Source organism: Streptosporangium sp. OZ121 (genome assembly GCF_051918885.1).
GTDB lineage: Bacteria > Actinomycetota > Actinomycetes > Streptosporangiales > Streptosporangiaceae > Streptosporangium.
Genome location: NZ_JBPXMC010000113.1, coordinates 1 through 567 on the forward strand (window position 1 = coordinate 1; position 567 = coordinate 567).

Consider the following 567-nt stretch of genomic DNA (forward strand, 5'->3'; position numbering starts at 1 on the left):
AACGAGGACGCCCGGCGCGGTCTCGAGCGCGGCATGAACCAGCTCGCGGACGCCGTCAAGGTGACCCTCGGCCCCAAGGGCCGTAACGTCGTGCTGGAGAAGAAGTGGGGCGCCCCCACCATCACCAACGACGGTGTCTCCATCGCCAAGGAGATCGAGCTCGAGGACCCGTGGGAGAAGATCGGGGCCGAGCTCGTCAAGGAAGTCGCCAAGAAGACCGACGACGTCGCGGGTGACGGCACCACCACCGCCACCGTGCTCGCCCAGGCTCTCGTCCGTGAGGGTCTTCGCAACGTCGCCGCCGGCGCCAACCCGATGTCGCTGAAGAAGGGCATCGAGGCCGCCGTCGAGCGCGTGTCGGAGGAGCTGTCCAAGCTCGCCAAGGACGTGGAGACGAAGGCGCAGATCGCCTCCACCGCCTCCATCTCCGCGGGCGACCCGCAGATCGGCGAGATGATCGCCGAGGCGATGGACAAGGTCGGCAAGGAAGGCGTCATCACCGTCGAGGAGAGCAACACCTTCGGCCTCGAGCTCGAGCTCACCGAGGGCATGCGCTTCGACAAGGGC

At 67.4% G+C, this 567-nt stretch carries 1 protein-coding gene; it reads left to right on the forward strand.

What is annotated here, in order from left to right:
• A partial coding sequence (locus ACTOQ1_RS42950; RefSeq protein WP_386164234.1) for a TCP-1/cpn60 chaperonin family protein occupies window positions 1–567 on the forward strand: 567 nt, incomplete at both ends.